Origin of the sequence: Streptomyces sp. BE20 (assembly GCF_036322525.1) — a bacterium.
Taxonomy (GTDB): domain Bacteria; phylum Actinomycetota; class Actinomycetes; order Streptomycetales; family Streptomycetaceae; genus Kitasatospora.
The window spans coordinates 32,687-58,009 of record NZ_JAQYWW010001090.1 but is presented as its reverse complement, the minus strand read 5'-3'; the positions used below and the strand labels follow the sequence as shown (position 1 = coordinate 58,009).

At 72.8% G+C, this 25,323-nt stretch carries 21 protein-coding genes, 1 pseudogene and 1 riboswitch; of the genes and pseudogenes, 14 read left to right on the top strand and 8 right to left on the bottom strand.

The features are described from left to right. Window positions 1–11: 11 nt before the first annotated feature. Window positions 12–1,385 (bottom strand): helix-turn-helix domain-containing protein, encoded by a 1,374-nt coding sequence (locus PUR61_RS31795; protein WP_329882960.1) that lies wholly within the window; start codon window positions 1,383–1,385, stop codon window positions 12–14. Between the two features lie 212 nt (window positions 1,386–1,597). Here PUR61_RS31795 and PUR61_RS31790 point away from each other — a divergent pair, with 212 nt between their 5' ends. Continuing rightward, entirely contained in the window at window positions 1,598–2,407 is an 810-nt protein-coding gene (locus PUR61_RS31790) for a hypothetical protein (RefSeq protein WP_329882959.1), read from the top strand. A gap of 98 nt (window positions 2,408–2,505) precedes the next feature. Further along, the gene (locus PUR61_RS31785) at window positions 2,506–3,321 is read left to right on the top strand and encodes a S1 family peptidase (protein ID WP_329882958.1); all 816 of its coding nucleotides are present in this window, start codon (window positions 2,506–2,508) and stop codon (window positions 3,319–3,321) included. Window positions 3,322–3,437: 116 nt separating this feature from the next. Here the strand turns inward: PUR61_RS31785 and PUR61_RS31780 are convergent, their stop codons facing one another. After that, window positions 3,438–4,184: a TetR/AcrR family transcriptional regulator gene (locus tag PUR61_RS31780; RefSeq protein ID WP_329882957.1), complete on the bottom strand. Its 747-nt coding sequence runs from the start codon at window positions 4,182–4,184 to the stop codon at window positions 3,438–3,440. A 160-nt stretch (window positions 4,185–4,344) separates the two neighbouring features. Between PUR61_RS31780 and PUR61_RS31775 the strand changes: the two genes are divergently transcribed. Further along, complete coding sequence (locus tag PUR61_RS31775) at window positions 4,345–4,953, top strand: NADPH-dependent FMN reductase (RefSeq protein WP_329882956.1); 609 nt, start codon at window positions 4,345–4,347, stop codon at window positions 4,951–4,953. A 41-nt stretch (window positions 4,954–4,994) separates the two neighbouring features. Next, complete coding sequence (locus PUR61_RS31770; RefSeq protein ID WP_329882955.1) at window positions 4,995–6,509, top strand: MDR family MFS transporter; 1,515 nt, start codon at window positions 4,995–4,997, stop codon at window positions 6,507–6,509. Between the two features lie 87 nt (window positions 6,510–6,596). On the opposite strand, the pseudogene PUR61_RS31765 reads toward PUR61_RS31770, so the two are convergent. The 5 genes and pseudogenes from PUR61_RS31765 to gcvT form a co-directional block, all read right to left on the bottom strand. After that, window positions 6,597–7,501: pseudogene (locus PUR61_RS31765) on the bottom strand (transposase). Window positions 7,502–7,671: 170 nt separating this feature from the next. Further along, window positions 7,672–9,039 (bottom strand): L-serine ammonia-lyase, encoded by a 1,368-nt coding sequence (locus tag PUR61_RS31760; RefSeq protein ID WP_329882954.1) that lies wholly within the window; start codon window positions 9,037–9,039, stop codon window positions 7,672–7,674. A 146-nt stretch (window positions 9,040–9,185) separates the two neighbouring features. Further along, window positions 9,186–10,454, bottom strand: coding sequence for a serine hydroxymethyltransferase (gene glyA / locus PUR61_RS31755; RefSeq protein ID WP_329882953.1), 1,269 nt, complete (start codon window positions 10,452–10,454; stop codon window positions 9,186–9,188). 131 nt (window positions 10,455–10,585) lie between these two features. Further along, window positions 10,586–10,966, bottom strand: a complete 381-nt coding sequence (gcvH, locus tag PUR61_RS31750) for a glycine cleavage system protein GcvH (RefSeq protein WP_329882952.1) — start codon at window positions 10,964–10,966, stop codon at window positions 10,586–10,588. A 77-nt stretch (window positions 10,967–11,043) separates the two neighbouring features. After that, window positions 11,044–12,165, bottom strand: coding sequence for a glycine cleavage system aminomethyltransferase GcvT (gene gcvT, locus PUR61_RS31745; protein WP_329882951.1), 1,122 nt, complete (start codon window positions 12,163–12,165; stop codon window positions 11,044–11,046). 213 nt (window positions 12,166–12,378) lie between these two features. Beyond that, window positions 12,379–12,484, bottom strand: a riboswitch (glycine riboswitch). A 209-nt stretch (window positions 12,485–12,693) separates the two neighbouring features. Between gcvT and PUR61_RS31740 the strand changes: the two genes are divergently transcribed. From PUR61_RS31740 to PUR61_RS31705, 8 genes are all read left to right on the top strand, one after another. After that, entirely contained in the window at window positions 12,694–13,488 is a 795-nt protein-coding gene (locus PUR61_RS31740; protein WP_329882950.1) for an enhanced serine sensitivity protein SseB, read from the top strand. A 151-nt stretch (window positions 13,489–13,639) separates the two neighbouring features. Next, window positions 13,640–14,572 carry an enhanced serine sensitivity protein SseB C-terminal domain-containing protein gene (locus PUR61_RS31735; protein WP_329882949.1) on the top strand — a complete coding sequence of 311 codons (933 nt, stop codon included), beginning with the start codon at window positions 13,640–13,642 and terminating at the stop codon, window positions 14,570–14,572. Window positions 14,573–15,030: 458 nt separating this feature from the next. After that, entirely contained in the window at window positions 15,031–16,020 is a 990-nt protein-coding gene (locus tag PUR61_RS31730; RefSeq protein WP_329882948.1) for an ABC transporter permease, read from the top strand. A gap of 56 nt (window positions 16,021–16,076) precedes the next feature. Then, on the top strand, window positions 16,077–17,846 hold the full coding sequence (locus PUR61_RS31725) for an ABC transporter substrate-binding protein (protein ID WP_329882947.1): 1,770 nt from the start codon (window positions 16,077–16,079) through the stop codon (window positions 17,844–17,846). Between the two features lie 98 nt (window positions 17,847–17,944). Beyond that, window positions 17,945–18,955 carry an ABC transporter permease gene (locus PUR61_RS31720; RefSeq protein ID WP_329882946.1) on the top strand — a complete coding sequence of 337 codons (1,011 nt, stop codon included), beginning with the start codon at window positions 17,945–17,947 and terminating at the stop codon, window positions 18,953–18,955. Continuing rightward, window positions 18,952–20,034 carry an ABC transporter ATP-binding protein gene (locus tag PUR61_RS31715; protein ID WP_329882945.1) on the top strand — a complete coding sequence of 361 codons (1,083 nt, stop codon included), beginning with the start codon at window positions 18,952–18,954 and terminating at the stop codon, window positions 20,032–20,034. The genes PUR61_RS31720 and PUR61_RS31715 overlap by 4 nt, the downstream gene beginning before the upstream one ends. 34 nt (window positions 20,035–20,068) lie before the next feature. After that, window positions 20,069–21,169, top strand: coding sequence for an ABC transporter ATP-binding protein (locus tag PUR61_RS31710; protein WP_329882944.1), 1,101 nt, complete (start codon window positions 20,069–20,071; stop codon window positions 21,167–21,169). Window positions 21,170–21,281: 112 nt separating this feature from the next. Next, the gene (locus PUR61_RS31705) at window positions 21,282–21,941 is read left to right on the top strand and encodes a trimeric intracellular cation channel family protein (protein ID WP_329882943.1); all 660 of its coding nucleotides are present in this window, start codon (window positions 21,282–21,284) and stop codon (window positions 21,939–21,941) included. On the opposite strand, the gene PUR61_RS31700 is transcribed toward PUR61_RS31705, so the two are convergent. Next, window positions 21,877–22,632 carry an IclR family transcriptional regulator gene (locus tag PUR61_RS31700; protein WP_329882942.1) on the bottom strand — a complete coding sequence of 252 codons (756 nt, stop codon included), beginning with the start codon at window positions 22,630–22,632 and terminating at the stop codon, window positions 21,877–21,879. The two genes, PUR61_RS31705 and PUR61_RS31700, sit on opposite strands and share 65 nt — an antisense overlap. A 267-nt stretch (window positions 22,633–22,899) precedes the next feature. Here PUR61_RS31700 and PUR61_RS31695 point away from each other — a divergent pair, with 267 nt between their 5' ends. Both PUR61_RS31695 and mnmA read left to right on the top strand, forming a co-directional pair. Then, a complete protein-coding gene (locus tag PUR61_RS31695) occupies window positions 22,900–24,081 on the top strand; it encodes a cysteine desulfurase family protein (protein ID WP_329882941.1) in 1,182 nt (393 codons plus the stop codon). Between the two features lie 50 nt (window positions 24,082–24,131). After that, window positions 24,132–25,271, top strand: a complete 1,140-nt coding sequence (gene mnmA / locus PUR61_RS31690; protein WP_329882940.1) for a tRNA 2-thiouridine(34) synthase MnmA — start codon at window positions 24,132–24,134, stop codon at window positions 25,269–25,271. Window positions 25,272–25,323: the final 52 nt, after the last annotated feature.

Here is a 25,323-nt window from a genome sequence, read left to right as displayed (position 1 = left end):
TCCCACCGGGCTCAGTCGTCGGTGGGCGTGCGGGTCCAGCCACGGGTGCCGTCGGCCCAGAAGTAGCCGGGGGCACCGCGCAGGCCGACCGTGCGGAAGGGCTTGCCGTGGTCGTTGACGGTGAGGGTGCCCTGGCGGTCGCCGCTGCTCCACACCACCTCCAGGTACCAGCTGACGTCCTGGCCGGCCGTCGACGCGTCGACGTTCAGCACCTGCGGGTCGGTGGACGAGACCCGGTACGGGAAGTCGGAGGACTTTCCCCTCGTGTTGCCCTCCGTCGCCGGGACGGGCACCGGCCGGGGCGCGGCCGCGTCCAGGTCGACGGCGAAGGCCGCCGGGGTGAGGCCGCCGCCGCAGCCCGAGCCCATGGTGTAGGCGTTCCACCTGGGCGCCGGGCGGGTGCCGACCACCTGCACGTAGAGGGCGTGCAGGACGACGGGCTTGTCCTCGGAACCCTGCGCGGTCAGCTGCAGCCGCAGGTGCCCGCCGGGGACGGCGTGCTGGGAGGCTGCCCAGGAGTCCGTCCGCCGGCCTCCCGGCGGCGCGGGCGTCGTGCCGGGCGGCTGGGCGGACAGGAACCACTGGCCGCAGGGGCTGCCCCAGTTGTCGGTCAGCACGTTCACGTGGAAGGGCGGCGCGTCGTCCTCGGTGGGCGTCGGCGTGGGCGTGGGCGTCTGCGCGGGCGCGGGTGTGGACGGCGGGGCCGTGGTGGGCGGGGGCGTCCCCGCCGGGTCGGCCGGAGGGACGGCGGCTGCCGACGGTCCGGGGCCCGCCGCAGGGGTCCCGGACCGTCCGGACAGGACGACCACCGGGACCAGCGCGGCCACGACGGCCACGGCGGCTGCGCTCAGCAGGATCCGGGCGACGCGTCGGCGGCGTCGGGGCTCCTGTGGGGGCTCGTCCCCGGCCCGCTCGTCCGGGCCAGGAGCGTCCTGACTCGGAGCCTCCTGGCTGCTCGGGGCGGAGGCCGGTCGGACCGCCGGAGGCTGCGGACCTCCGCCGGGCCCGGGCGCGGACGGCGACTCCGGCAGAGCCGCCTGCCCGGTCTCCGGCTCGGGCTGCGACTGCGGCTTCGGTTCAGGCGGTGGCTGCGGAACCGGCGCGGGCACCGGCCGGGCGGCCGGGGCTACGGGATCCCGGCGGCGGGACGCGTCCGCCAGGATCCACCGGCGGTGCAGCTCGACCAGCTCGTCGGTGCTCGCCCCGCAGACCCGGGCCAGCCGCTCCACCGGCGCGTACTCGTTGGGTACGGCCGCGCCGTTGCAGTAGCGGTGCAGGGTGGAGGTGCTGACGTGCAGCCGGGCGGCGAGCGTGCCGTAGCTGCGCCCCGAACGGTCCTTCAGCTCCCTCAGCAGCTCCGCGAACCGCTCCGTCTCGACACTCATCCGGTGCCCCCTTGTCCCGTGACGGCGTTCCAGGCCCCGCCGAACGCGCAGCTCACGGTACCCGTAGGCGTTCCGGCGTCCCGAATCGCCCGGCAGCTCTGGCGGCCGGGACAGGACCCGGGCGAGTCTGCGGTCCGGCGGCAGACCGACGCCCCGGTCGAGCGGATCCGCCCGACCGGTCGACGCCCTCCGGCGGAGAAGAGGACCCACCCGTGACCGTCCACCGCATCCTGCTCCCGTGCACCCTGGCCGTCCTCGGCGCGGTCGCCCTCACCGGGTGCTCCGGCGGTCGACCGGCCGGCGGGACGACCGCCGCGGCGACCGCCCCGCACTCCGCGGTCACGCCGAACGCCACGGCCACGGCGGGAGCTGTGGACGCACCGGCCGCTGTCCCGGCGCCCCCGGCCGCCTCGGCTCCGCCCGCCCCTCCGGCGTCGGCCGCTGCTCCCGCCGCTTCCGCAGTGCCCGCCGTGTCCGCCGTGTCCGCTGCTCCCGCCGGGGCCGGCGGTGGAGGGGCGGGCGCACAGGGCGGCGCGCCCCTTCCGTCCCCCTCCACGCCGGGCAAGACCGCACCCGCCGTGCCGCGACCCGCGCCCCCGGCAGCCCGACCCGCCACCCCCGCAGCCGTGCCCGACCGGGTACCGAGCTGCAAGCCCGGGCAGCTCGCCGTCACGGCGAAGCCCGTCTCCCGCCCGGCCGGGCGCCTGCTGCTCACCGCCCGCAACACCGGGACCGCCCCGTGCGATCTGGGCCTGGTCGGGGTCGTCACCTTCGCGGGCGGGATCAAGGCCGCCGTTCCCGGCGGCATCGGCGGCGGGCCGAATGTCCTGATGCCCGGACAGGCGGGATACGAAGCGGTCACGCTGGTCGGTGAGGGCGCCCCGGGCAGCGGCGCCACCTCGACGGCGCTCACCGTCGCGCTCGACGACGGCGCCACGGTGACCGTCCGCACCACGTCCTTCGTCCACGCCCCCTCGTCCGGCCTGTGGCGGTCGACCGAGGCCGAGGCCCTCCGGCAGTGACCGGGCGGGCGGCGACGCCGCCCCGCCGAAGCGAACCGACCCGGGCGAACCGCCCGGCGTCCCACCCCGTGAACCCGAACGAAAGAGGAGCACCCCGCATGCGCATCCCGAACCGCCGCCCGCACCGCACCGCCACCCCCCACCGCACCGACGCCCCCGCCGCCCGCACCGGCCGGCGCCCGCTCGCCGTCCTGCTGGCCGCCGCCGGGCTCCTGGCGGTTGCCGCCACACCCGCCGCCGCCGTCCACGGCGGGTCGGACACGACGACCAGGGCGCACCCGTTCGTGATCGCCCTGGAGACGGCCGACGGTCAGCAGTGGTGCACCGGCGCCCTGATCGCCCCGACCAAGGTCCTCACGGCCGGCCACTGCGTCACCGAGGCCGACGACCCGACCACCCTGCGGGTGATCGCGGGCCGGACCGACCTCACCGGCACCGGCGGCCAGGAGCGGCGGGTGAAGAGCTTCAAGGTCGACCCCCGCTTCACCTCCGCCCTGGCCCACGACTCGGCGGTGCTCACCCTCGACCGGCCGCTCCAGCAGCGGACGGTCCGGGTGGCGGGGAAGGGCGACGAGAAGCTCTACCGGTACGGCCGCACGGCCACCGTGTACGGCTACGGCCGCACCGGTGACGGGCAGCCGGGCACGCACCTGAAGCAGGCGGTGCTCAGGCTCGCGGCGCCGGTCGACTGCTTCCCGTACGCCGACGCGGAGACCTCGCCGCTGCTGAAGGTCTGCGGCATGCCTGGGCCCGGGACGACCGACAGCATCTGCAAGGGCGACTCCGGCGGGCCGCTCGTCGTGGACGGCGTGGTGATCGGCGTCGTCTCGACCGGCAACAAGTACTGCGACACCCAGATCCCGGTCTCGGTGTTCACCCGGGCCACCGACGTGCCCCGGTCGATCCTGAAGTAGACGGGGCCTCGGGGCCACCGGAGGGACGGGCCCGGACGGGGGGCCCGAGCCCGCTCCCGTCCGGGCCCGGCGGACCGGCGGGCCCGGGCTCGGCGCTGAGCGGGCCGACGTACGGGTCAGATGATGCCGAGGCGGGCCGCGACGCCGTCCAGGACGCAGTCGAGGCCGGTCTCGAACTGCCAGTCGCGGTCGTCCTTGCGGGTGGCCTCGGAGAGGTAGCGGTGGTAGGCGGGGTAGCGGCCGGTGGACATCAGCCAGGTCATCCGGGGGGCGAGGGCGGCGCGGGCCGCGTCGCCGTCCGGCCAGCCCTTCTCGTGCTGCAGGGTCTGCAGGGCGACCTCGGTGGCGACCGAGCCGCGCACGTAGTCGGTCACGGTGCGGAAGACGGCCATCGTGGTGTCGGAGTCCAGGCCGTGTTCGGCCAGGGCGGCGAAGGCGTGCTCGGGGACGGCGAGCTGGTGCGGGGTGAGGGCGAAGGTGCCTGCCCGGGAGGTCCACGGGTGGGCGAGGTTCATCGCGCGGAGGGCGAGGGCGAGGGCGCGCATGGTGGCGCGCCAGTCCGTGCCGGAGCGGTCCAGGGGGAGCTCGGCGTAGACGGAGTCGACCATCAGCTCCAGGAGTTCGTCCTTGCCGGAGACGTACCGGTAGGCGGCCATCGGGGCGACGCCCAGTGTGGTGGCGAGGCGGCGCATGGTGACGGCGTCCAGGCCCTCGCTGTCGGCGAGGGCGACCGCGGCCGCGGCGATCCGGTGCGGGGTGAGCGCGTTCCGGGGGGTGGGGGCCGGGCGGTCGAGGCGTTCCCAGAGTGAGGCGGGGGGCTGCTCCGCGGCGGCGTCCTCGGGAGGGGGCTCGGGCGGGGTCATGGGCGGCTCCTTCCGGTGGGGTCGGCCGCCGGGGGCCGGGGGTCGGTGGCTCCGGGTGACGGCGGCCGATGTGTACAACGTATCAGCAGTAGACGTTGTACGCGTCGATGTGTACGTTGTATCCATCAGCGATACGTTGTACACATCGAGGGGGATCCCCATGTCCGCGAGCCCGTCCACCACCGTCGAACAGCTCCGCGTCGCCGTCATCGTCGGCTCCACCCGGGGCGGACGCTTCGCGCCGGTCGTCACCGGCTGGCTGCGCGAGCACCTCGACGCCCGGGGCGATCTGGAGGTCGACGTCGTCGACCTGCTCGAAACCCCGCTGCCCGCCGAGCTGCCGGACTTCGGGGGCCAGGCCGCGCCCGGGACGGAGGAACTGCTCGCCGCCGTCTCCCCCCGGCTGGCCGCCGCCGACGCCTTCGTGATCGTCACGCCCGAGTACAACCACAGCTACCCCGCGCCGCTGAAGAACGCCCTCGACTGGCACAACCACGAGTTCCACGCCAAGCCGGTCGCCTTCGTGTCGTACGGCGGGATCTCCGGCGGCCTGCGCGCCGTCGAGGCGCTGCGCATCGTCCTGGCCGAGCTGAACGCCGTGACCATCCGCAACACCGTCAGCTTCCACGGTGCCTGGGAGCGGTTCGACACCGACGGCAAGGCCGTCGACCCGGCCGCCGACGCCGCCGCCAAGACCCTGCTCGACCAGCTGACCTGGTGGGCCCAGGCGCTGCGCGACGCCAAGCGCGTCCGGCCGTTCACCGGCTGAGGGCCGGGACGAGGAGGGGACGAGGACGAGGGGGCGGAACCATGGAGCGGTTTCCCTGGCTGGGAGTGATCGGGCTGATGCTCGGGATCTTCCTCGGCGCGCTGGACGGCCAGATCGTCTCGACCGCGCTGCCCACGATGGTGGGCGATCTCGGCGGGCTCGACCATCTCTCCTGGGCGGTGACCGCGTACCTGCTCACCTCCGCCGCCGCCACCCCGCTCTGGGGCAAGCTCGGCGACCTGTACGGGCGGAAGGGCGCGTACCAGGGGGCGGTGGTGCTGTTCCTGGCCGGCTCGGTGCTCGTCGGGCTCGCCCGGTCGATGGAGCAGCTGATCGCCTTCCGGGCCCTCCAGGGGGTGGGTGCGGGCGGACTGATGGTCGGCGCGCTCGCGGTCGTCGGGGTGCTGGTACCGGCCGAGGGGCGGGGGCGGGTGCAGTCGGTGATCGGTGTGCTGATGCCGGTCGCGTTCGTCGGCGGGCCCCTGCTCGGAGGGTTCCTCACCGACCACCTCAGCTGGCGCTGGGCCTTCTACGTCAACGTGCCGGTCGGGGTGTTCGCCCTCGCCGCAGTCGCGGTCGGTGTCCGGCTGCCGGACACCGACCGCCGGACCGGGGCGCGGATCGACTGGGCCGGCGTCGGCCTGCTGACCGGCGGGGTCCTGGCGCTCACCCTGGTCGGCAGCTGGGGCGGCACCGCGTACGGCTGGACCTCGCCGCAGGTGCTCGGCGCCGCCGCGGTCGCGGTGGTGGCGCTGGCCCGGTTCGTCCGGGTCGAGCGGCGGGCCGTCGAACCGCTGATCCCGCCCGCGCTGTTCCGCCACCGCGCCGTCACCGAGGCCCTGGTGCTCGGCTTCCTGCTCGGCGGGCTGATGCTCGTCCTGGTCGGCTACCTGCCCCAGTACCTGCAGTTCGTCCAGGGCGCCTCCCCGACCACCGGCGGGCTGCTGCTGGTGCCGCTGATGCTCGGGATGATCGGCGCCCAGCTCGTCACCGCCCGGCTGATGGCCCGGGGCGGCAGCGGGCGTCACCACCCGCTGCTCGGCAGCGCCGTCGCGCTGGCCGGCACCCTGCTGCTGCTCACCCTCGGCACGGACACCCCGCAGCTGCTCGCCTCGGCGCTCACCGTCGTCCCCGGGGCCGGGATCGGGCTGGTCATGCAGAGCACCCTGCTGGCCACCATGGCGGCGGTGCCGCCGCGCGACATGGGGGCCGCGATGGGCTCGGTGATGCTGTTCCGGACGATCGGCGGCTCGCTGGGCATGGCCGCCCTCGGTGCGGTCTACACCGCCCGGCTGTCGTCCTCCCTCTCCGGCGGGCCCGGCGCGGACGCCGCCGGTCCGACCGCCGACGGTCTGACCCCCGCCGCCGTGGACCACCTCCCGGCGCAGGCCGCGGAGGCCGTCCGCACCGCCGTCACCACCGGCCTGCACGGCACCCTCCTCGGGGCCGCCGCGATCGCCGCCGCCGCGGTCGTCGTCGCGGCCCTGGCCCGCCGGGCCGCCCCGGCTCCGGTGGGGGACCGGGCCCCGGAGCCGGCGCCCGCCGATCTGGGCTGAGCGCACGGCGCGGACCCGCACGCACGACGAGGCCCGGTGGCCCGACCGGAAGCCCGACGCTGTTGGCTAATTCCGCCCCGCTGGATCTCATCCAGCGGGGCGGAGTGCTGCGAAGTGGCTGGTGCGGGTGGAGGCTCGGCGCGGGCCGGTGAGGTGGGCGTCGATGCGGGCGAGGTTGATGGCGGCTCCGGTGAGTTGGTGTTGGAGGCTGGTCTTGGCCAAGCCCCGGTAGCGGGATCTGCGCAGGCCGCAGGGCCCCACGCCTTGGGAGATGGCCCCTTCGACCCCTGCGCGGACCTGGTAGCGCTCCTTCCATTCCTCGGTCTGCTGCTCGGCCCTCGCCGCGTGGAGGGCATGGTGTTCCTCGCGATGACGCAGGCGTAGTTCACGACGTGGAGCGATGGGCGAGTTGGTGCACTCACTCCGCAAGGGGCAGGGACTGCAGTCTGTCTTGGAGAACAGCACACGGAGCACCGGCAGTCCCTGCTGGGAGCGACGGGTGCTCCAGTTGACGTTGGTCTTGCCGCCAGGACACGTGACCTTCTGGTGGTCCCAGTCGATCGTGCCCGGCCGACAGTCTTGAGCAGCCCCTTCTCCCGGGACGCGACCAGGACACCGTCCAGCACACGCCGCCCGGCCTCCGCCCCGACCAGCCGGTCCCGGAACTCCGACAGCACCGAGAAGTCGAACCCGGGATCATCGAGTTCCGGCCCGAGGGCGTACTTGAAGTCAATCCTCGCCCGCACCGCCTCCGCGGCTTGCCGGTCGGTGAGCCCTTCCACGAACTGCAACACCAGCACGAGCACCAACCGGCCCGGTGACCAAGCCGGCTTCCCACGCGACGGGAACAGGTCCGCGAACTCCTCATCGCGGAACAACACTCCCAGCTCGTCCCTGACCCGGATCGCCAGACTCCCTTTCGGGAACGCGGCCCGCGCCACCCGTACTGTCTCCGCCGGGATCTCCCCAGGCCCCTTTGGACGCATCGACATCGACACCCTCCCCATACGACAACGTCGGTTCCCAAGACCACAACCAGGTCTTGGGAACCGACGTCACGGCGAGGCCCGAATTGGCCAACAGCGTCCGGTCAGGTCCGGGCCACCGGGCCTCGTGGAGCGTCCGGGACCTCAGGGCCGGCCGGGGCCGGCGCCGGCGGCCGTCAGCACTCGATGACGTTGACGGCGAGGCCGCCGCGCGAGGTCTCCTTGTACTTGATCTTCATGTCGGCCCCGGTCTCCTTCATGGTCTTGATCGCCTTGTCGAGGGAGACGTGGTGGCGGCCGTCGCCGCGCAGTGCCATCCGGGCGGCGGTGACGGCCTTGACCGACGCCATGCCGTTGCGCTCGATGCAGGGGATCTGGACCAGGCCGCCGACCGGGTCGCAGGTGAGCCCGAGGTTGTGCTCGATGCCGATCTCGGCGGCGTTCTCGACCTGCTCGGGGGAGCCGCCGAGGACCTCGGCGAGGCCGCCCGCGGCCATCGAGCAGGCGGAGCCGACCTCGCCCTGGCAGCCGACCTCGGCGCCGGAGATGGAGGCGTTCTCCTTGAAGAGCATCCCGATGGCGCCGGCCGCGAGCAGGAAGCGGACGATGCCGTCCTCGTCGGCGCCCGGGATGAAGTTCAGGTAGTAGTGCAGGACGGCGGGGATGATGCCGGCCGCACCGTTGGTGGGGGCGGTGACGACGCGGCGGCCGGAGGCGTTCTCCTCGTTGACCGCCATCGCGTACAGCGTCACCCACTCCATCGCGTTGGCCGGGCCGATGCCCTCGGCGCGCAGCGCGCGGGCCCCGGAGGCGGCCCGCCGGCGGACCTTGAGGCCGCCGGGGAGTATCCCCTCGCGGGACATGCCGGCCCGGACGGACTCCTGCATGACGCGCCAGATCTCCAGCAGCCCGGAGCGGATCTCCTCCTCGGTCCGCCAGGCCTTCTCGTTCTCCAGCATCAGGCCGGAGATGGACAGGCCGGTCTCCCGGCTGAGCCGGAGCAGTTCGTCGCCGGTGCGGAAGGGGTACTTCAGCGCGGTGTCGTCGGGCTTGACCCGCTCCGCGCCGATCGCGTCCTCGTCGACGACGAAGCCGCCGCCGACCGAGTAGTAGGTCTTCTCCAGCAGGGTGGAACCGTCCGCGCGGAAGGCCCAGACGGTCATGCCGTTGGCGTGGTACGGCAGTGACCGGCGGCGGTGCAGGACCAGCTGGCTGTCGGGGTCGAAGTCGATGGCGTGGGTGCCGAGCAGGTTGAGCCGCTTCTCGGCCTTGATCCGCTCGACGTCCCGGTCCGCCTGGTCGACGTCGACGGTGCGGGGAGAGTTGTTCTCCAGGCCGAGCAGGACGGCCTTCGGGGTGCCGTGGCCGTGACCGGTCGCGCCGAGCGACCCGTACAGCTCGGCGCGGACGGCCGCCACCTCGGTCAGCAGGCCCTCCGACTTCAGGCGGCGGGCGAACATCCGGGCGGCGCGCATCGGGCCGACGGTGTGGGAGCTGGACGGGCCGATGCCGATGGAGAAGAGGTCGAAGACGCTGATGGCCACGGAGGGACGTCCTTGTCTGGTCTCGTGGGATGTGCAGGCGGGCGGGTGCTGACACGGGACGGGGCACCGCGCGCACTCTCCAGTGTGCGCGGTGCCCCGGAATCCCTGGTGGACCGGCGGGGTGAGGCCGGTCACCTGCACCCGAACTACAGGTTCGGGTAGAGCGGGTACTTGTCGGCCAGCGCGGTGACGCGGGCCTTCAGCGAGGCGGCGACGGTCTCGTCGTAGGCCGGCTTCAGGGCCTCGGCGATGATGTCGGCGACCTCGCGGAAGTCCTCGGCCTGGAAGCCGCGGGTGGCGAGAGCCGGGGTGCCGATCCGCAGGCCGGAGGTCACCATCGGCGGGCGCGGGTCGTTCGGGACGGCGTTGCGGTTGACGGTGATGCCGACCTCGTGCAGACGGTCCTCGGCCTGCTGGCCGTCGAGCTGGCTGTTGCGCAGGTCGACCAGGACGAGGTGGACCTCGGTGCCGCCGGAGAGCACGGACGCACCGGCCTCGGCGACGTCGTCCCGGAGCAGGCGCTCGGCGAGGATCCTGGCGCCGTCGAGGGTGCGCTGCTGGCGCTCCTTGAACTCCTCCGAGGCGGCGACCTTGAAGGCGACGGCCTTGCCGGCGATGACGTGCTCCAGCGGGCCGCCCTGCTGGCCGGGGAAGACCGCGGAGTTGATCTTCTTGGCCCACTCGGCCTTGGAGAGGATGACGCCGCCGCGCGGGCCGCCCAGGGTCTTGTGGGTGGTGGTGGTGACCACGTCCGCGTACGGCACCGGGTTGGGGTGCAGACCGGCGGCGACCAGGCCGGCGAAGTGCGCCATGTCGACCATGAGCAGCGCGCCGACCTCGTCGGCGACCCGGCGGAACGCGGCGAAGTCGAGCTGGCGCGGGTAGGCGGACCAGCCGGCGATGATCAGCTTCGGCTGGTGCTCCTTGGCGAGGCGCTCGACCTCGGCCATGTCGACCCGGCCGGTCTTGTCGTCGACGTGGTAGGCGGCCACGTTGTAGAGCTTGCCGGAGAAGTTGATCTTCATGCCGTGGGTCAGGTGACCGCCGTGGGCCAGGGACAGGCCCAGGATGGTGTCGCCCGGCTGGATCAGCGCGAACATCGCGGCGGCGTTGGCCTGCGCGCCGGAGTGCGGCTGGACGTTGGCGTGCTCGGCGCCGAACAGGGCCTTGATCCGGTCGATCGCGATCTGCTCGACCACGTCGACGTGCTCGCAGCCACCGTAGTAGCGGCGGCCGGGGTAGCCCTCGGCGTACTTGTTGGTCAGGACCGAACCCTGGGCCTCCATGACCGCCACCGGGGCGAAGTTCTCGGAGGCGATCATCTCCAGGGTGGTCTGCTGGCGGTGCAGCTCGGCGTCGACCGCGGCGGCGATCTCCGGGTCGAGGGCGTGCAGGGACTGGTTCAGAACCGTCATGGTGGGGTCTTCCCGGGAGGAGAGAAGGAGAGCCGCACGCGGCGCCCCCGCGGGGGCGGCGACGGGCGACGGGAGGGCGAAGCCGGTGGGCGCGGGGCGGCCGCCGCGCTGCGGCCGCCCCGACGGGTGGCTCAGGCCGAGGGGTTGGTGAGCGCGGTGTACTCGTCCGCGCTCAGCAGCTCGTCGGTGGACTCGACGCGCACCTTGAACAGCCAGCCGCCGTCGAAGGGCTCGCCGTTCACCAGGGCGTTGTCGTCCAGGACGGCCTGGTTGACCTCGGTGATCTCGCCGGTCACCGGCGAGTAGAGGTCGCTCACCGACTTGGTGGACTCCAGCTCACCGCAGGTCTCACCGGCGGTCACGGTGTCGCCGACCTCGGGCAGCTGCACGTAGACGATGTCACCGAGGGCGTCGGCCGCGTGCTTGGTGATGCCGACCGTGGAGACGCCGTCCTCGGCGACGGTCAGCCACTCGTGCTCCTTGGTGTACTGCAGGTGCTGGGGGTTGCTCATGACGTCATTCTCCAGGATGGGAAGCGGGTACGACGAAGCGGCCCGGTGGGCGGGCATGCCTCGGGAAGGGGAAGGGGTCAGCGGGCGCGCTTGTAGAACGGCAGCGCCACGACCTGGACGGGCTCGTGCTTGCCGCGCACGTCCACCGCGACGGTGGTGCCGGGGGCGGCGTGCGCCGCGTCCACGTAGGCGATCGCGATCGGCTTGCCCAGGGTGGGGGAGGGGGCGCCGGAGGTGATCCGGCCGATCGGCTCGCCGTCGGCGGAGACCACGCTGTACTCGGCGCGCGGGACGCGCTTGCCCTCGGAGACCAGGCCGACCAGCACCCGCGGCGGGTTGGCCTCGGCCGCGGCGGCGGCCTTCTCCAGCGCCTTGCGGCCGATGAACGCGCCCTCGTTGGTGGTCTTGTCGAAGCGGACGACCCGGCCCAGGCCGGCGTCGAACGGGGTCAGCTCGGTGGACAGCTCGTGGCCGTACAGCGGCATGCCGGCCTCCAGGCGCAGCGTGTCGCGGCAGGAGAGACCGCACGGGACCAGGCCGCGGTCGGCGCCGGCCGCGGTCAGCGACTGCCAGATCTGCTCGGCGTCGCCCGGGTGGCAGAAGATCTCGAAGCCGTCCTCACCGGTGTAGCCGGTGCGGGCGAGCAGCACGTCGCGGCCGGCCACCTGGGCCGGGAGGATCGCGTAGTACTTCAGGCCGGGCAGGTCGGCGTCGGTGGTGTCGGCCAGGATGCCGGTGGCCTCCGGGCCCTGCACGGCGATCAGCGCGTAGGTGTCGCGGTCGTCGGTGACGACGGCGTCGAAGCCCTTGGCGCGGGCGATCAGCTCGTCCAGCACCAGCTGGGCGTTGGAGGCGTTGGCGACGACCAGGAACGCGTCCTCGCGCAGGCGGTAGACGATCAGGTCGTCCAGGATGCCGCCGTCCTCGGCACAGATCATGGTGTAGCGGGCGCGCAGCACGCCGAGCGCGGAGACGAAGCCGACCAGCGCGTGGTCCAGCATCTCGCCGGCCTGCGGGCCGGTGACGGTGATCTCGCCCATGTGGGAGAGGTCGAAGAGGCCGGCCCTGGTGCGGACGGCGAGGTGCTCCTCGCGCTCGCTCCCGTAGCGCAGCGGCATGTCCCAGCCGGCGAAGTCGGTCATGGTCGCGCCGAGGGCGCGGTGCAGCGCGTCGAGCGCGGTCAGGCGGAGGGACGACATGGCCAGGAACTCCTCGGTCGGGGCACTCAGGGGTGCACGCGCCGGAGCCGGCCCTGCTCGGGACCGACCCTGCGCGCGGGCATGCGGCGGCTGGGCCTCCCCATCTGTCGTCGAACCTGAGAGCTTCACCGCGTGCTGTCCTACGGGAACAGCATGGCGGCTTGCACCGTGGGTGGGCGTACGGCAGGGCCGTGCGCCGCTTTCCAGATGTGCCTAACCCGTGCGGTAGGGGTGCCTGAGAGATTCCGGGGAGGACTTGCTCCTTCGGCGCCGGCTGTGCCACCAGACGGGGCACTCCGGACTCTCCCGCGCGGGTTCGAGCGGCCGGTATGGAGTTAGGGGCCTCGGTGGGAATACACCCGAGACGCGGACATCATGGCACGTCCGCCCGGATGAGGGGAGAGGGGGAGGGGCCGGGCCGGGGGATCCGGCCACCGGGGAGCCCGGCGCCGGGGCGCTCCGGAGCAGGGCCGGGGCGGTGCCCGCTAGGCTGCGGGCGTCGGCGAGCGGAGGGCGGTACAGCGGCGCATGGGGAACCCGGTGGAGCAGCAGCAGGGGTGGGGCGGCCAGGAGCCGGTGCCGCCGGGCGGCGGATGGCCGGCCAACGAGCTGGAGCAGGTGCTCACCGCCGCGCTCGGTGATCCGGGGGCGACCCCCCGGGTGATCGAGGTGCTGGCCCGCAGCCAGGTGTGGATCCCGCTGCCGGCCGGCGGCGACCCGCAGGGGCAGTCGCTGGACCTCCCGGTCGTCGAGCTCGCCGGCGACCCGTACGTGCCGGTGTTCTCCTCGCAGGAGGTGTTCGTCCAGCAGGCGCCGGGGATGGCCTTCGCGGTCGCGCCGATGTGGGAGTTCGCCCGGGGCCTGCCGCTGGGCGTGGGGGTCGCGGTCAACCCGGAGGCGGCGGTGGGCATCCCGGTGCCGCCGGAGGGCGTGGCCGAACTGCGCCGCGGGCCGCGCGAGGACCGCTGGGAGGCCCGGGACGCGCCGTCCGGCGGCCGGGTGGCGCTGCGCGAGCCGGTGCCGGGCGAGGACCCGGAGCCGTTCCTGGCCGCCTGCCGGAACGAGCTGTTCGCCCTGCCGGGGGTGTTGACCGCACGGCGGGCACTGGCCAGTGTGGAGGGCGAGCCCACCGTGATGTTCGTGGGCGTCCAGCTCGATCCGTCGGCCCCGGCCGACCCGGGGGCGGTCAACGAGGCGCTGGGGCGCGCGCTGGGAACCGCGCCGCTGCCCGGCGGCGTCCACCTCGTACTGCTCGACCTCGCGGACGACCCGGTGGTCGACTGGATGCTGAACCGGGTCGCCCCTTTCTACGTACGGGGTTGATCCGGCTCCCGGCCGCGGTCGGGCGGGGGAGCGGTGCGCACCCTGGCACGTCGGCGTGGCGGTGGTCGGCGGCGCCCCATAGGGTGCGTCCTGACGGCCGCGGGGCCGCCGGTGGCAGACGAGGAACGAAGAGGCGCAGCGAGGTGGGCGCATGAGTGCGGGAGCGGTAGCGGGCGGTGCACCGGGGCCCTGGGGCCAGGCACCCACCGGACGTCCGGATCAGGGCGCGCTGGAGCGCGCCCTGCGCGAGGTGGCGCCGGAGCGCTACGAGGCGTACGAGACGCTGCTGCACGCGCTGGCCGAGGGGCAGGTCTGGATGCTCCTCTGGCACGGTACGCCGGGCAGCGCGGACGCCCAGTACGGGAACATGGAGATCAGCGGCCACGGCTACGCGCCGGCCGTGACCTCGCCCGAGCAGTTGACGGCGTCCGGCTGGGCCCGGGCGCACGAGGTGATCTCCGGCCGGGAGATCGCCGCCTCGCTGTTCCGGACCCGCTGGGGGCTCTGGCTGAACCCGCACGCGCCGGGTGGCGGCGTCGGGGTGCCCTGGGCGGACCTGCGCCGGGTCGCGGCGGGGCTGGACCGGCTGCCGGCCGGTCCGTTGAAGCTGAGCGAGCCGCAGGTGCCGGCGCAGCAGTTCTTCGCGCTGCTGGAGCGCCAGGCGGTCGAGGTGCGGGCGGTGCGGGCGCTGCGCCGGGCCTGGGTGCGCCCGACGGTGGGCGAGCCGTACCTGGCCATCGGCCTGGAGCTGTACGAGAGTTCGCCGCCCACGGTGGAGGCCGTGCGGGCGCTGATGCAGCGGGCGATCGCGGTCGCGCCGGAGGGCCTGGCCGTCTCGACGGTGGCGATGGCGGACGAGTTCGACCCGGTGGCGCTCTGGATGCGGGCCAACGCGCGCCCGTTCTACGACCGGGAGGCGGCCGGGACGGGCCGCCCGCAGGGGCCGTACCCGCCGGTGCCGCCGCCGCCCTACGCCTCGCAGCAGGGGCCCGGCTACGGCTACGGCACGCACCCGCCCGCGCCGGGCTGGCCGGGGCAGCAGCCGCCGCCCCAGCAGCCGTGGCCCGGCTACCCCGGGCGCTGAGCCGCCAAACGCAATAGCAACGTTCCTTTTCCGGAACCGGTCTGACGACAAGTCAGGCCGGTTCCGACGTTTTCCGGACGAACTTCCCGAAGTCGGTGGCCATCATCTTGACATGGCTGTTACAGCTGTGTGAAGAGGGATATACCGGGGATCAGGGAGGTGCATGGGCGCAGATCACAGTTGGGCATCTGTCGGTTGTCAGGGCTGGCGCAAGCCAGTTCGGATGGCAGAGAGTTCTGCAACAGCCGCCGCGCGTGGTTGGCGCCTCACAAAGGCGAACGCGCTGACGGACCGCAATATCCACGTGATGCCCATGCCGCGTGGCAGCAGTACTGAGCACGCCGTACCGCTGGGAACACCGCACTCCGTATGCCCGCACGTCCGCACCAGCCGTACCGCCGATCCCGGCGTCCGGCACCCGTGGGCCGGCCACCGTCGGCGAGGGGACCGAACTGACCATGACCGCACCCGTCAAGACCGCCGGCAACGCTCCGGAGGCAGCAGCCGCCGCGAGCCCGGCCAACAAGATCGAGGGCCGCTCGCTCGGCCGGATCGCCTGGACCCGCTTCAAGCGGGACAAGGCCGCCGTCGCAGGCGGCGTCGTCGTGATCCTGCTGATCCTGCTCGCCGTGCTGGCCAAGCCGATCGAATCGGTCTTCGGCCTCGACCCCGACGCGCTCAACCAGGACCTGCTGGACGCCAACCTCGGCGGCCTGCCGTTGGGCGACTGGGGCGGGATGAGCTGGGACCACCCGCTCGGTGTCGACCCCCTGCAGGGCCGCGACCTGCTCTCCCGCGTCATCGAGGGCTCCTGGGTCTCCCTGCTGGTCGCCTTCGGGGCGACCCTTCTGTCCAACACCATCGGCACCGTGCTCGGCGTGATGGCCGGCTACTACGGCGGGTGGGTGGACACCCTGATCAGCCGGGTGATGGACGTCTTCCTCGCCTTCCCGCTGCTGCTCTTCGCCATCGCGATCTCCGCCTCGCTCCAGGGCGGCGCGTTCGGCCTGCACGGCCTCCCGCTGCACATCGCCGTGCTGATCTTCGTGATCGGCTTCTTCAACTGGCCCTACATGGGCCGGATCGTGCGCGGCCAGACCCTCTCGCTGCGCGAGCGCGAGTTCGTCTACGCGGCCCGCAGCCTCGGCGCACGGGGTCCGTTCATCCTGTTCAAGGAGCTCCTGCCGAACCTGGTCGGTCCGATCCTGGTCTACTCGACCCTGCTGATCCCGACCAACATCCTCTTCGAGGCGGGCCTCAGCTTCCTCGGCGTCGGCATCCAGGCACCCCAGGCCTCCTGGGGCGGGATGCTCAACGACGCGATCCAGTACTACCAGGTGGACCCCCAGTACATGGTGGTCCCCGGTATGGCGATCTTCCTGACGGTGCTCGCCTTCAACCTGCTCGGCGACGGGCTCCGTGACGCCCTCGATCCCAAGAGCAACTGACCCAGCGTCAGGACCCTCCGTTCGGCCACCACTTCCTCAAGGGGTTGATCCCACCCATGCGCAGGTCCCGTACCGTCGCACTGACCGCCGCAGCTGCCGCCGCGGTCCTGGTCGTCACCGGCTGTTCGTCGAGCTCCAAGAGCGACGACGCCAAGTCCACCGCCACCGGTAGCTCCGCGGCCGGCGGTGCCTCCGGCGCCGACGCGGCCACCAAGGGCATCGTCAACGCCTCGGACAAGAAGGGCGGCACCGTCACGTACGAGATGCGTGGCACGCCGGACTCGCTGGACCCGGGCAACACGTACTACGCGTACATCTACAACTTCTCCCGCCTGTACGGGCGTCCGCTCACCACCTTCCAGCCGGACGGCCAGAAGCTCGTCCCGGACCTGGCCGAGTCGCTCGGCCAGGCCAGCGCGGACGGCCTGTCCTGGACGTACAAGCTGCGCGCGGGCCTGAAGTACGAGGACGGCACGCCGATCACGTCCAAGGACGTCAAGTACGCGGTGCTGCGCTCCAACTACGCGCCGGAGGTCAACTCCAACGGCCCGACGTACTTCAAGGAGATGCTGGTCGACAACGAGACGCCGTACCAGGGTCCGTACAAGGACAAGGAAGGCGACCTCAAGTCCATCGAGACGCCGGACGACCAGACCATCGTCTTCCACCTGAAGCACGCCTTCGCGGACTTCGACTACCTGGTCTCCGCCCCGCAGACGGTGCCGGTCCCGAAGGACAAGGACACCGGCTCCAACTACGTGAAGCACGTCATCTCCTCGGGCACCTACAAGTTCGAGAGCTACGAGGACGGCAAGCAGGCGGTCCTGGTCCCGAACACCAACTGGGACAAGAGCACCGACCCGATCCGCAAGCAGCTGCCGGACAAGATCGTGCTCAAGATGAACATCGAGCAGTCCACGATCGACAAGGACCTGCTCGCCGGGAACGCCCAGGTCGACCTGGTCGGCGCCGGCGTCGACCAGCAGACCCAGGCGAAGATCCTCCAGGACCCGAAGCTCAAGGCCTCCACCGACAACGCCTACGGCGGCCGTCTGGTCTACACCGCGATCAACTCCAAGGTCGCGCCGTTCGACAACGTCGAGTGCCGCAAGGCCGTCCAGTACGCCATCGACAAGGTCTCGGTGCAGACCGCGATCGGCGGCCCGATCCGCGGCGCGGTCGCCAACACCGTGCTGCCGCCGGACATCCCGGGTCACGAGGACTTCAACACCTACCAGACCAAGGACAACAAGGGCGACGAGGCCAAGGCCAAGGACGCCCTGAAGGCCTGCGGCAAGCCCGGCGGCTTCGACACCGTCATCACCGCGCGCACCGAGCGCGGCCCGGAGATCGCCGCCGCGACCTCGATCCAGGCCGCGCTGAAGAAGGTCGGGATCAACGCCGAGATCCAGCAGTACCCGCAGGGCAAGTACCTCTCCGACCACGTCGGTGTCCCGGCGTTCAACAAGGAGAAGAACGTCGGCCTGATGATGATGCAGTGGGGCTCCGACTGGCCGACCGGCTACGGCTTCCTGCAGCAGATCGTCGACGGCCGCTCGATCAAGGCCTCCGGCAACAGCAACCTCGCCGAGCTGAACGACCCCGAGGTCAACAAGCTGATCGACGACGCCGCGGTCAACACCGACAAGGCGGCCCGCGAGAAGATCTACGCCCAGATCGACAAGAAGGTCATGGACGCGGCCGTCTACGTCCCGCTGACCTACTTCAAGGTCTTCCTGTACCGCCCGGACAGCGCGACCAACCTCGTCTCCACGCCGGCCTTCTCGGGTGAGTACGACTACCTGAACATCGGCACCACCAAGTAAGAGCCTGGCTCCGCATCCCTGAAGGCAGGTGAAGGCAGCGGCGCCCGCCGTCGTCCGGAGGATCCCGGACGGCGGCGGGCCGCCGGAGCCGCCCAACTGTGTTTGCCTACATCATCCGCAGGACGCTGGCCGCCGCGGTGCTGCTGCTGGTGGTCAGCGCGGTCACCTTCGCGATCTTCTTCCTGCTCCCGCGTCTGGCCGGCGAGACCACCGACCAGCTCGCCGCCCAGTACATCGGGAAGAACCCGTCCCCCGAGGCGATCGCGGCGGTCAAGAAGAACCTCGGTTTCGACCAGCCGCTGTACACCCAGTACTGGAACTTCCTGAAGGCGCTGGTCGCCGGTGCCGAGTACAACTTCGGCCCTGACCCCGCCACCTGCCACGTGCCGTGCTTCGGCTACTCGTTCAAGAACCACCTGGAGGTCTGGCCGGAGCTCACCAAGCGCATCCCGGTCACCATCTCCCTGGCCATCGGCGCCGCCGTCATCTGGCTCGTCTCCGGCGTCACCACCGGCGTGATCTCCGCGCTCAAGCCGAAGTCGATCTTCGACCGGCTCTCCATGGGCGTCGCCCTGGCGGGCGTCTCGCTGCCGGTCTTCTTCACCGGTGCGCTGCTGCTCACGCTCTTCAGCTACGAGTGGCCGATCCTGGACAACCTCCAGTACACCAACTTCACCGACGACCCGCTGATGTGGGCGCGTAACCTGATCCTGCCGTGGATCTCCCTCGCCTTCCTGTACTCCGCGCTCTACGCCCGGCTCACCCGCGCGGGCATGCTGGAGACGATGAGCGAGGACTACATCCGCACCGCCCGGGCCAAGGGCCTGGCCGAGCGGAAGGTGGTCGTCCGGCACGGCCTGCGGGCCGCGCTCACCCCGGTCGTCACCATCTTCGGTATGGACCTCGGCCTGCTCCTCGGTGGCGCGCTCATCACCGAGCAGGTCTTCTCGCTCCAGGGCGTCGGCTTCTTCGCGGTCTCCGCGATCAAGGACAACGACCTGCCGAAGATCCTCGGCGTCACCCTGCTCGCCGCGTTCTTCATCGTCCTGTGCAACCTCGTGGTTGACCTCCTGTACGCCCTTGTCGACCCCCGGGTGAGGCTGTCGTGACCGAGCTCCAGAAGACCGCGGCACCCGAGGCCGCCCCGACCGGGTCCGCCCCGACGGGGGACGCCTTCCTCTCCGTCCGGGACCTGCGGATCCACTTCGACACCGACGACGGCCTGGTCCGCTCGGTCGACGGGGTCAGCTTCGACCTCAGCAAGGGGCGGACCCTCGGCATCGTCGGAGAGTCCGGCTCCGGCAAGTCCGTCACCTCGCTCGGCATCATGGGCCTGCACCGCTCCAAGCGGGCCCGGATCGGCGGCGAGATCTGGCTGGACGGCGAGGAACTGGTCGCGGCCGGCCCGGACCGGGTCCGCCAGCTGCGCGGCCGCCAGATGGCGATGATCTTCCAGGACCCGCTCACCGCGATGCACCCGTACTACACGGTCGGGCAGCAGATCGTCGAGGCCTACCGGGTGCACCACCCGCGGGCCACCAAGAGGCAGGCGCGGGCCCGCGCGGTCGAGATGCTCGACCGGGTCGGCATCCCGCAGCCCGACCGCCGGGTCGACGACTACCCGCACCAGTTCTCCGGCGGCATGCGCCAGCGCGCGATGATCGCCATGGCCCTGGTCAACGACCCCTCGCTGCTGATCGCTGACGAGCCCACCACCGCCCTGGACGTCACCGTCCAGGCGCAGATCCTGGACCTCATCCGCGACCTCCAGGAGGAGTTCGGCTCCGCCGTCATCATCATCACCCACGACCTCGGGGTGGTCGCCGAGCTCGCCGACGACATCCTCGTCATGTACGGCGGCAAGTGCGTCGAACGCGGCCCGGCCGAGACCCTCTTCGACGCGCCCGAACACCCCTACACCTGGGGCCTGTTGGGCTCGATGCCGCGCCTCGACCGGGAGCTCCAGGACCGGCTCGTCCCGGTCAGGGGCACCCCGCCCAGCCTCATCAACGTGCCGTCCGGTTGTGCCTTCCACCCGCGCTGCCCGTACGCCGAGCTGACCGGCGGGCGCTCGGCCGGCGAGGTCCCGGTGCTCACCGAGGCCGCGGTCGGACACCACGCCGCCTGCCACCTCGCGACCGCCGACCGGCACCGCATCTTCACCGAAGAGATCGCGCCCCGACTGTGAGCCCCGCCCCGTACCACCTCTCTGGAGAGAACCGATGACGGACACTCAGGCGGCGGCCATCCCTTCTCCCGCACCCGCCCCCGACCGGGAGCCGCTGCTCCGGGTGGCCGGCCTGACCCGGCACTTCCCGATCCACGGCGGCCTGCTGCGGCGCCAGACCGGCGCCGTCCGCGCGGTCGACGGCATCGACTTCACGGTCAACGCCGGTGAGACCCTGGGCGTCGTCGGCGAGTCCGGCTGCGGCAAGTCCACGATGGGCCGGCTGGTCACCCGGCTCGACGAACCCACCGGCGGGACGATCGAGTTCGAGGGCACCGACATCACCCACCTGGGCGTCGGCGCGATGCGGCCGCTCCGCCGTGACATCCAGATGATCTTCCAGGACCCGTACTCCTCGCTGAACCCCCGGCACACCGTCGGCACCATCGTCAGCGCGCCGTTCCGGCTGCAGAAGGCCGAGCCGGCCGGCGGGGTGAAGCAGGCCGTCCAGGACCTGCTGGAGCTCTGCGGACTCAGCCCCGAGCACTACAACCGCTACCCGCACGAGTTCTCCGGCGGCCAGCGCCAGCGCATCGGCATCGCCCGGGCGCTCGCCCTGCGGCCCAAGATGATCGTCGCGGACGAACCGGTCTCCGCCCTGGACGTCTCCATCCAGGCGCAGGTGGTCAACCTGCTGGACGACCTCCAGCAGGAACTCGGCCTGACCTACCTGATCATCGCGCACGACCTCTCGGTGGTCCGGCACGTCTCCGACCGGGTCGCGGTCATGTACCTCGGCAAGATCGTCGAGATCGCCGACCGGGACTCGCTCTACAGCCGCCCGATGCACCCTTACACCAACGCCCTGATGTCCGCGGTGCCGGTGCCCGACCCGCGCCGCAAGCAGCGCGCCGGGCGTGAGCGGATCCTGCTCAAGGGCGACGTGCCGTCCCCGATCAACCCGCCCAGCGGCTGCCGGTTCCGCACCCGCTGCTGGAAGGCCCAGGACGTCTGCGCCAGCCAGGAGCCGCCGCTCGTCGCGCTGGAGTCCGGGCACCAGGTGGCCTGCCACTTCCCCGAGAACGCTCCCGGGTCCGCCGCCGCGGCCGCCCCCGGGACCGCCCCGTCGGGCGGACCGGTGCCCGTCTCCGGGTGAGGCCCGGGCCGCCCGCGGAACGGCGCAGGCCGTCCCGCACCGTCCGTCCGGAGCTCCGGGCTCCGGACGGACGGTGCGCGGAGGTCCGGACCATCGGGTCCATAGTGGTCCGGTGACCTCGCAGATCTTCCCCTCCGACGTGCAGCAGTCGCTGGACCTCGTCGGCATCTTCGTCTTCGCCCTCTCCGGAGGGCTGCTCGCCGTCCGCAAGAACATGGACATCTTCGGCATCTGTGTGCTGGCCGAGGTCACCGCACTGGGCGGCGGGGTGATGCGCGACCTCGTGATCGGCGCCACCCCGGTCGCCGCCTTCAGCAACCTCGGCTACTTCGTCACCCCGCTGGCCGCCGGGCTGGTCGTCTTCTTCCTGCACCCCGAGGTCGAACGGATCAACCGCGCCGTGCAGACCCTCGACGCGCTCGGCCTCGGCCTGTTCTGCGTCACCGGGACCGCCAAGGCGCACGACTACGGGCTCGGCGCCGTCGCGGCCGTCGCGCTCGGCATGGTGACCGCGGCGGGCGGCGGCGTCATGCGCGACCTGCTCGCCGGGGAGATCCCCTCCCTGCTCCGCTGGGACCGGGAGATCTACGCCGTGCCCGCCCTGGTCGGCTCGGCGCTGGTCGCCGTGCTCATCGCCCTCGACCGGCTGACCGCCGTCACCGGCACCGCCGCCGCCCTGACCGCCTTCCTGCTCCGGATGCTCGCCCTCAAGTACGGCTGGCGCGCACCGCGGGCCTGGCACCGCAACGGTTCTCGCACCAGCGAGGAGTAGGCGAGCCGCCGTACGCCAGCGAGATCGCCTCGACCGTGCAGAGCAGCTCCGGCACCAGCCGCACCAGCTCGGCGGGCGACACCCGGTCGGTCGGCGCCGAGACCGCGCAGGCCGCCACGGCCCGCCGGTCGCTGCCGGCCACCGGCGCGGCGACGCAGGTGACCGCCTCCCGGTGCTCGGCCGACTCGGCGGCCCAGCCCCGGCGGCGGACCGCGGCCAGGTCGGCGGAGAGCTCCGCCTCGGGCCGGCCGTCCCCGGGCAGCCCGGCCAGCAGCACCCGGCCGATCGCCGTCCCGGCCGCCGGGGCGCGCCGCCCGATCCTGGTCGGCCGCCCGGCCTCGCCGTCCCACCGGCCCGCCAACTCGTCCAGGTACAGCACCTCGCCGTCCTGCAGCACCGCCAACTGCACGGTGCAGCCGGAGCGCTCGGCGAGGGCCGCCAGGTACGGCGCGGCGACCTGGCGGACGTCGATCTCCTCCAGGGCCCGGTTCGCCAGCGACAGCACCTTGCCGCCCAGCCGGTAGCGGCGGTCGGACTGCCGGTGGACGAAGCCGTGCTCCTCCAGCGTGCGCAGCAGCCGCAGCGCGGTCGACTTGTGCACCCCGATCGAGGTGGCGGCCTGTTCGAGGGAGACCGGGCCGTCGCCGAGCGACCCGAGCAGAGTCAGCGCACGATCGACAGACTGCGACATTCCGCCCCGTCCTGTTCCGTCCGGCCGCATTGCGGTGGCCGTCAGGCTAACCGTTCGAGGCGGGTGCCCCCTACCGGGCCCCGGTCGCCCGGCGCCCCCGCCGTCCGGGTCTGCCCCTCCACCCGCCGCCGGACCCGCCCGTCCGACTGCCCGCCCGGGCACGGCGGGTCACCGACCGCCCGGGAGCGGCGGTCGGTGGCCGGATCGGTACGGTGGGCGGATCGGCTGCCGGACCGCACACCGGGGGCCCTCTACAATCGGATGGTTATGCCATACCTGGACCATGCGGCGACCACGCCGATGCTGCCCGAGGCGATCGCCGCGATGACGGCGCACCTGGGGGTCGTCGGCAACGCCTCCTCCCTGCACGCGGCCGGCCGCCGGGCCCGCCGCGTCGTCGAGGAGTCCCGCGAGTCGCTGGCCGACTCGCTCGGCGCCCGGCCCAGTGAGATCGTCCTCACCGCCGGCGGCACCGAGTCCGACAACCTGGCCGTCAAGGGCCTGTACTGGGCCCGCCGGGGGGCCGACCCGGCCCGCACCCGGGTGCTCTGCAGCCCCGTCGAGCACCACGCGGTGCTGGACGCCGTGCACTGGCTCGCCGAGCACGAGGGCGCCACCGTCGACTACCTGCCGGTGGACGGCCTCGGCCGGGTGCACCCGGCGGCGCTGCGCGAGGCGGTCGAACGCGACCCGGCCTCGGTCGCGCTCGTCACCGTCATGTGGGCCAACAACGAGGTCGGCACCGTCCAGCCGGTCGCCGAACTCGCCGCCGTGGCCGCCGAGTACGGCATCCCGATGCACGCCGACGCCGTCCAGGCGCTCGGTCAGGTCCCGGTGTCCTTCGCGGACTCGGGGCTCACCGCGCTCACCGTCACCGGCCACAAGATCGGCGGACCGTTCGGCATCGGCGCCCTGCTGCTCTCCCGCGGGGCGACGCCCGTCCCGCTGCTGCACGGCGGCGGCCAGGAACGCGATGTCCGCTCCGGCACCCTCGACGCACCCGCCGCCGCCGGCTTCGCGGCCGCCGCGGCGATCGCCGTCGAACGCCGCGCCGAGCACGCCGGCACGCTCGGCGCACTGCGGGACGACCTGGTCGCCGAGGTGCTGGCCGGGGTCCCGGACGCGGTGCTCAACGGCGATCCGGCGGCGGACGGACGGCTGCCCGCCAACGCGCACTTCTCCTTCCCCGGCTGCGAGGGCGACGCACTGCTGATGCTGCTCGACGCCCAGGGCATCGAGTGCTCCACCGGCTCGGCCTGCTCGGCCGGCGTCCCGCAGCCCAGCCACGTCCTGCTGGCGATGGGCGTCGACCCGCTGCTCGCCCGGGCCTCGCTCCGCTTCTCGCTCGGCCACACCTCCACCCGGGAGGACGTCGCCGCCCTCACCGGGGCCATCGGCCCGGCCGTCCACCGCGCCCGCAACGCCGGTCTCGCGGCCGTCCGGCGCTGAGGAAAACCCCGGCGGAATGCCGGACGGCACCACGTACGCTTGGACTCATCATGACTGACTTCCCGGGTGCTCCGACCGCTCCGTCCCCCACCGGCCGCCTGCGCGTGCTCGCGGCGATGTCCGGCGGGGTGGACTCCGCCGTCGCCGCGGCCCGCGCCGCCGAGGCCGGACACGAGGTGACCGGCGTGCACCTGGCGCTCTCCAGCAACCCGCAGTCCTTCCGTACCGGCGCCCGCGGCTGCTGCACCATCGAGGACTCCCGGGACGCCCGCCGGGCCGCCGACGTGATCGGCATCCCGTTCTACGTCTGGGACCTCGCCGAGCGGTTCCGCGAGGACGTGATCGACGACTTCGTCGCCGAGTACGCGGCCGGGCGCACCCCCAACCCCTGCCTGCGCTGCAACGAGAAGATCAAGTTCGCCGCGCTGCTGGACAAGGCGGTCGCGCTCGGCTTCGACGCCGTCTGCACCGGCCACTACGCCCGGATCGTCGACCTGCCGGACGGCCGCCGCGAGCTGCACCGCGCGGTGGACGGCGCCAAGGACCAGTCCTACGTGCTCGGCGTGCTCGACGCCGACCAGCTCGCCCACTCGCTCTTCCCGCTCGGCGACACCACCAAGGACGTCATCCGCGAGGAGGCCGAACGGCGCGGCCTGGCCGTCGCCAAGAAGCCCGACAGCCACGACATCTGCTTCATCGCGGACGGCGACACCCAGGGCTTCCTCGCCCGGCACCTCGGCACCGCGACCGGCGACATCCTCGACGCCGACGGCACCAAGCTCGGCGAGCACGACGGCGCGTACGGCTTCACCATCGGCCAGCGCAAGGGCCTGCGGATCGGTCGCCCGGCCGCGGACGGCAAGCCGCGCTACGTCCTCGACATCTCGCCGGTGAACAACACCGTCACCGTCGGCCCGGTCGAGGGCCTGGACGTCACCGCGCTGACTGCGATCCGTCCGCGCTGGTGCGGCGACGAGGCACCCGCCGAGGGGCGCTACACCGCCCAGCTGCGCGCCCACGGCGAGGAGGTCCCGGTCGCCGCCTCGGTCGCCGACGGCGAACTCCGCGTCCGCCTCGACACCCCGGCCCGCGGCATCGCCCCGGGCCAGGCGGTCGTGCTCTACGACGGCACCCGCGTGGTCGGCTCCGCCACCATCGCCACGACGGAGCGCCCGGCCGTCAACGCCTGAGCACGCGGCGGGCGGGCCCGTTCAGCCGCTCCCGCCGATCAGGTAGTGGGCG

Excerpts from the sequence above, each read along its gene's own strand:
- gcvH (WP_329882952.1), bottom strand. The coding sequence starts at position 10,966 with ATGAGCAACCCCCAGCACCTGCAGTACACCAAGGAGCACGAGTGGCTG.
- mnmA (WP_329882940.1), top strand. The coding sequence starts at position 24,132 with ATGACTGACTTCCCGGGTGCTCCGACCGCTCCGTCCCCCACCGGCCGC.
- PUR61_RS31780 (WP_329882957.1), bottom strand. The coding sequence starts at position 4,184 with ATGACCCCGCCCGAGCCCCCTCCCGAGGACGCCGCCGCGGAGCAGCCC.
- PUR61_RS31785 (WP_329882958.1), top strand. The coding sequence starts at position 2,506 with ATGCGCATCCCGAACCGCCGCCCGCACCGCACCGCCACCCCCCACCGC.
- glyA (WP_329882953.1), bottom strand. The coding sequence starts at position 10,454 with ATGACGGTTCTGAACCAGTCCCTGCACGCCCTCGACCCGGAGATCGCC.
- PUR61_RS31740 (WP_329882950.1), top strand. The coding sequence starts at position 12,694 with ATGGGGAACCCGGTGGAGCAGCAGCAGGGGTGGGGCGGCCAGGAGCCG.
- gcvT (WP_329882951.1), bottom strand. The coding sequence starts at position 12,165 with ATGTCGTCCCTCCGCCTGACCGCGCTCGACGCGCTGCACCGCGCCCTC.
- PUR61_RS31695 (WP_329882941.1), top strand. The coding sequence starts at position 22,900 with ATGCCATACCTGGACCATGCGGCGACCACGCCGATGCTGCCCGAGGCG.
- PUR61_RS31795 (WP_329882960.1), bottom strand. The coding sequence starts at position 1,385 with ATGAGTGTCGAGACGGAGCGGTTCGCGGAGCTGCTGAGGGAGCTGAAG.
- PUR61_RS31730 (WP_329882948.1), top strand. The coding sequence starts at position 15,031 with ATGACCGCACCCGTCAAGACCGCCGGCAACGCTCCGGAGGCAGCAGCC.
- PUR61_RS31725 (WP_329882947.1), top strand. The coding sequence starts at position 16,077 with ATGCGCAGGTCCCGTACCGTCGCACTGACCGCCGCAGCTGCCGCCGCG.
- PUR61_RS31735 (WP_329882949.1), top strand. The coding sequence starts at position 13,640 with ATGAGTGCGGGAGCGGTAGCGGGCGGTGCACCGGGGCCCTGGGGCCAG.
- PUR61_RS31770 (WP_329882955.1), top strand. The coding sequence starts at position 4,995 with ATGGAGCGGTTTCCCTGGCTGGGAGTGATCGGGCTGATGCTCGGGATC.
- PUR61_RS31700 (WP_329882942.1), bottom strand. The coding sequence starts at position 22,632 with ATGTCGCAGTCTGTCGATCGTGCGCTGACTCTGCTCGGGTCGCTCGGC.
- PUR61_RS31710 (WP_329882944.1), top strand. The coding sequence starts at position 20,069 with ATGACGGACACTCAGGCGGCGGCCATCCCTTCTCCCGCACCCGCCCCC.
- PUR61_RS31775 (WP_329882956.1), top strand. The coding sequence starts at position 4,345 with ATGTCCGCGAGCCCGTCCACCACCGTCGAACAGCTCCGCGTCGCCGTC.